Raw genomic sequence first — 4,993 nt, forward strand, 5'->3', positions numbered from 1 at the left:
CTGCATGACAACCCCGATGCCACGCTCGTCGCCGAGGCGGTCCTCGCCGATCTGGAGAACGGCGCTACCTCGCTCTGGCTGCGGCTGGGGCCCGCCGGTCTGCCGATCGGCGGGCTCGGCGCGGTGCTGCGCGAGGTCTACCTCGACCTCGCGCCGATCGTGCTGGACGCGGGGGAGCTCACCGCCTCGGCCGCCGAGGAGTTCTTCGGCCTCGCCGCCGCCCGCGGCCTGCCCGGTTCGCAGCTCACGGGCAGCCTCGGCGCCGACCCGATCGGTCTGGCCGCGCGGACCGGCTTGCCGGCCGACGGCCCGGTGGGCCTCGCCGAGGCGGTGTCGCTCGCCGGCCGGTGCGTGCGGGAGTTCCCCGGGATCCGCGCCTTCGTCGTCGACGCCCAGCCCTACCACCGCGCGGGTGGCAGTGACGCCGAGGAACTCGGGGCGTCACTGGCCACCGGCGTCGCCTACCTGCGGGAGCTCACCGGGGCCGGCCTGAGCCTTGCCGAGGCGCTCGCCCAGATCGAGTTTCGCTACGCGGTCACCGCCGATCAGTTCTCCTCGATCGCGAAGCTGCGGGCCGCCCGCCGGTTGTGGTCACGGGTCGCCGAGGTGTGCGGCGCCGAGCCGGCCGACCGGGCCCAGCGCCAGCACGCGGTCACCTCGGCGGCGATGATGACCCGCCGGGATCCCTGGGTGAACATGCTGCGCACGACGCTGGCCTGCTTCGGCGCCGGTGTCGGCGGCGCCGACGCGGTCACCGTCCTGCCGTTCGACACGCGCCTCGGCCGGCCCGACGACTTCTCCCGCCGGATCGCCCGCAACACCCAGACCCTCCTGCAGGAGGAGTCGAGCCTGATCCGGGTGACCGACCCGGCCGGCGGCTCCTGGTACGTCGAGTCACTCACCGCCGAGCTCGCCGAGGCGGCCTGGGCCTGGTTCACCGAGATCGAGCGGGCCGGCGGGATCGTCGCCGGCCTGCGGTCCGGGCTCGTCGCCGAGCGGATCGCGGCCACCTGGGCGACGCGCTCCGACGCGATCGCCCACCGGCGGGAACCGATCACCGGGGTGAGCGAGTTCCCGAACCTGGGCGAGAACCTCCCCGAGCGGCACCCCGTGCCCGCCGTGAGCCCCGTGCCCGCCGCGAGCCCCGCCGGCGTCGGCGGGGAGGCCGCCACGGCGGTGGGCGCCGGGCTGCCGGAGCTCACCTACGACCTCACCTTCGAGGAGCTGCGCGCCCGTTCCGACGCGCACCTGGCGGCGACGGGCGGCCGGCCCGTGGTCTTCCTGGCCACCCTGGGCAGCGCGGCGGCCTCGACCGCGCGCGCCACCTTCGCCGCCAACCTGTTCCAGGCGGGCGGGTTCGAGACTCCGACGTCCGGCCCGGGCACGGACCCGGCGTCGATCGCGGCGGCGTTCAGCGCCTCCGGGGCCACCGTGGCCTGCCTGTGCTCGGCCGACAAGGTGTACGCCGAGCACGCCGGGCCGGTCGCCGAGGCGCTGCGGGCCGTCGGGGCGAGCCGGGTGTGGCTCGCGGGCCAGGCCGGTGCGCGCGCGCAGACCGATGCCGCCGCGGGCATCGACGGCTACGTGTTCACTGGATGCAATGCCGTCGCCGTGCTGCGGGCGACGCTCGCCGAGGTTGGGGTGGCCTGATGTCCACGGACAGCTCGCAACGTGCCCCGATGATCCCGGACTTCTCCGCGGTGGAGCTGGGCACCACGCCGGCCGGGGCGGACGCGGCGGAAGGTGAGTGGCGGGCCGCCTTGGAGGCGGCGACCGGTAAGGACGCCGACGCGCTGACCTGGGATACCCCCGAGGGCATCGCGGTGAAGCCGCTCTACACTGCCGCCGACACCGCGGGCCTGGACTTCCTGGGCACCTACCCGGGGATCGCGCCCTTCCTGCGCGGCCCGTACCCGGCGATGTACGTCACCCAGCCGTGGACCATCCGCCAGTATGCCGGGTTCTCCACCGCCGCCGCGTCGAACGCCTTCTACCGGCGCAACCTCGCCGCCGGGCAGAAGGGCCTGTCGGTCGCCTTCGACCTGCCGACCCACCGCGGCTACGACAGCGACCACCCGCGGGTCACCGGCGACGTCGGCATGGCCGGCGTCGCCATCGACTCCATCCTCGACATGCGCCAGCTGTTCGACGGTATCCCGCTGGACAAGATGAGCGTGTCGATGACCATGAACGGCGCCGTGCTGCCGGTGCTGGCGCTCTACATCGTCGCGGCCGAGGAGCAGGGGGTGGCCCCGGGGCAGCTCGCCGGGACCATCCAGAACGACATCCTCAAGGAGTTCATGGTCCGCAACACCTACATCTACCCGCCGCAGCCGTCGATGCAGATCATCTCGGACATCTTCTCGTTCACCTCGCAGCGGATGCCGCGGTTCAACTCGATCTCGATCTCCGGCTACCACATGCAGGAGGCCGGGGCGACGGCCGACCTGGAACTGGCCTACACCCTGGCCGACGGGGTCGAGTACATCCGGGCGGGGCTGGGCGCGGGGCTGGATATCGACGCGTTCGCACCAAGGCTGTCGTTCTTCTGGGCGATCGGCATGAACTTCTTCATGGAGGTCGCCAAGCTGCGCGCGGCCCGGCTGCTGTGGTCGCGGCTGGTCAACCAGTTCACCCCGAAGAGCGCCAAGTCGCTGTCGCTGCGGACCCACTCGCAGACCTCGGGCTGGTCGCTGACTGCCCAGGACGTGTTCAACAACGTGGTGCGCACCTGCGTGGAGGCGATGGCCGCCACCCAGGGGCACACCCAGTCGCTGCACACCAACGCCCTCGACGAGGCGCTGGCCCTGCCGACGGACTTCTCGGCCCGCATTGCCCGCAACACCCAGCTGCTGCTCCAGCAGGAGTCCGGCACCACCCGGGTGATCGACCCGTGGGGCGGCAGCTACTACGTCGAGCGGCTCACCCACGACCTGGCCCGCCGGGCCTGGGAGCACATCGACGAGGTCGAGGCCTCGGGCGGCATGGCGCAGGCCATCGACGCCGGGATCCCGAAGATGCGCATCGAGGAGGCCGCCGCCCGCACCCAGGCCCGCATCGACTCCGGCCGCCAGCCGCTGATCGGGGTGAACAAGTACCGCGTCGACGCGGACGAGGCCATCGAGGTGCTCAAGGTCGACAACTCGGCGGTGCGCGCCGAGCAGATCGAGAAGCTGCGCCGGCTGCGCGCCGACCGTGACCCGGCCGCGGTGGAGGCGGCGCTGCACGCCCTGACCGCGGCGGCCGACGCGGCCCGCGATGGGCGCCGCGGTCCCGGGCTGGAGCAGAACCTGCTGGCGCTCGCCGTCGACGCGGCCCGGGCGCAGGCGACGGTCGGGGAGATCTCCGACGCGCTGGAGAAGGTCTACGGGCGTCACGCGGGCCAGATCCGTACCATTTCCGGGGTGTACCGGGACGAGGCGGGACCTGCCGGCAACATCGTCGCCGCCCGCGAGGCCGCCGCCGCCTTCGAACGTGCCGAGGGTCGCCGGCCCCGGATCCTGGTCGCGAAGATGGGCCAGGACGGTCACGACCGCGGCCAGAAGGTGATCGCCACCGCGTTCGCCGACCTCGGCTTCGACGTGGACGTCGGCCCGCTGTTCCAGACCCCGGCCGAGGTCGCCCGCCAGGCCGTCGAGGCCGACGTGCAGATCATCGGGGTGTCATCGCTGGCCGCCGGCCACCTCACCCTGGTGCCCGCGCTGCGCGAGGAGCTTGCCGCGCTCGACCGGCCCGACATCCTCATCGTGGTCGGCGGGGTCATCCCCCCCGGCGACTTCGACGAGCTGCGGGCCGCGGGCGCCGCCGCGATCTTCCCGCCCGGCACGGTCATCGCCGACGCCGCGCTGGACCTGCTCGCGGCCCTGTCGGCCCAGCTCGCTCATCCCGCTCATCCCGCTCACCCCGCGGCCTGACCCGCCCGAGTGACGGCAGATCCGGCATGCTATCCGGCATGGTGACCCGACGACCGATCGATCCGGGCGAGTACGCCGACGGGGTGCTGGCCTCGTCGCGGACCTGGATCGCGCGGGCCATCACCCTCGTCGAGTCCACCAGGCCCGACCACCAGGAGCTCGCGCAGCGGCTGCTGGTGACGTTGCTGCCGCACGCGGGCAAGGCCCGTCGGATCGGCATCACCGGGGTGCCCGGGGTGGGCAAGTCGACGTTCATCGACGCGCTGGGCACCATGCTCACCGGGAAGGGGCACCAGGTGGCGGTGCTCGCCGTCGACCCCTCCTCGACGCGTACCGGCGGCAGCATCCTGGGGGACAAGACCCGGATGGCGGCGTTGTCCACCGATCCGGCGGCGTTCATCCGGCCCTCGCCCACCGCGGGGACGCTCGGTGGCGTCGCCAAGGCGACCCGCGAGGCGATGGTCGTCATGGAGGCGGCGGGCTACGACGTCGTCCTGGTCGAGACGGTCGGCGTCGGCCAGTCGGAGACGACCGTCGCCGACATGGTCGACACCTTCCTGTTCCTGACCCTGGCCCGGACGGGGGATCAGCTCCAGGGCATCAAGAAGGGGGTGCTGGAGCTCGCCGACGTCATCGCGGTGAACAAGGCCGACGGGCCGCACGAGCTCGACGCCCGCCGTGCCGCCCGGGAACTCGCCGGCGCGCTGCGGCTGCTGCAGGGCTCCGCCGGTCCCCGGGACTGGAACACCCCGGTGCTGACGTGCAGCGCGGTGGAGCGGACGGGGCTGGACACCATCTGGGCGCAGATCGTCAAGCATCAGGACACCCTCGACGCCTCCGGCGAACTCGCCGCCCGCCGGCGCCGCCAGCAGGTCGACTGGATGTGGGCGATGGTCCACGATCGGCTGCTCGCTGGCCTGCGGGCCGATCCGGGGGTCCGCGAGATCACTCCGGACCTTGAACGGCGGGTCCGCGACGGCACCCTCCCCCCGAGCCTGGCCGCCGACGCCATCCTCGCCGCGCATGACGGCCTCGCCGCGCATGACGGCTTGGCCGCCCACGAGGGCCGGGCCGCGGCA

The 4,993-nt window shown here is 73.3% G+C and carries 3 protein-coding genes; all 3 read left to right on the plus strand.

The features are described from left to right. Positions 1–1,650 (plus strand): methylmalonyl-CoA mutase family protein (locus ACY5KJ_RS16780; RefSeq protein ID WP_462203811.1); only part of this gene is annotated, 1,650 nt, incomplete at its 5' end. Continuing rightward, positions 1,650–3,914: a methylmalonyl-CoA mutase gene (scpA, locus tag ACY5KJ_RS16785; protein WP_462188370.1), complete on the plus strand. Its 2,265-nt coding sequence runs from the start codon at positions 1,650–1,652 to the stop codon at positions 3,912–3,914. The genes ACY5KJ_RS16780 and scpA, both read left to right, overlap by 1 nt. Before the next feature lie 38 nt (positions 3,915–3,952). Next, on the plus strand, positions 3,953–4,993 hold a 1,041-nt coding region (meaB, locus tag ACY5KJ_RS16790; protein WP_462203812.1), incomplete at its 3' end, for a methylmalonyl Co-A mutase-associated GTPase MeaB.

This window comes from Frankia sp. CcWB3 (assembly GCF_977927595.1).

Coding starts and splice junctions, on each gene's coding strand:
- scpA (WP_462188370.1), top strand. CDS start 1,650: ATGTCCACGGACAGCTCGCAACGTGCCCCGATGATCCCGGACTTCTCC.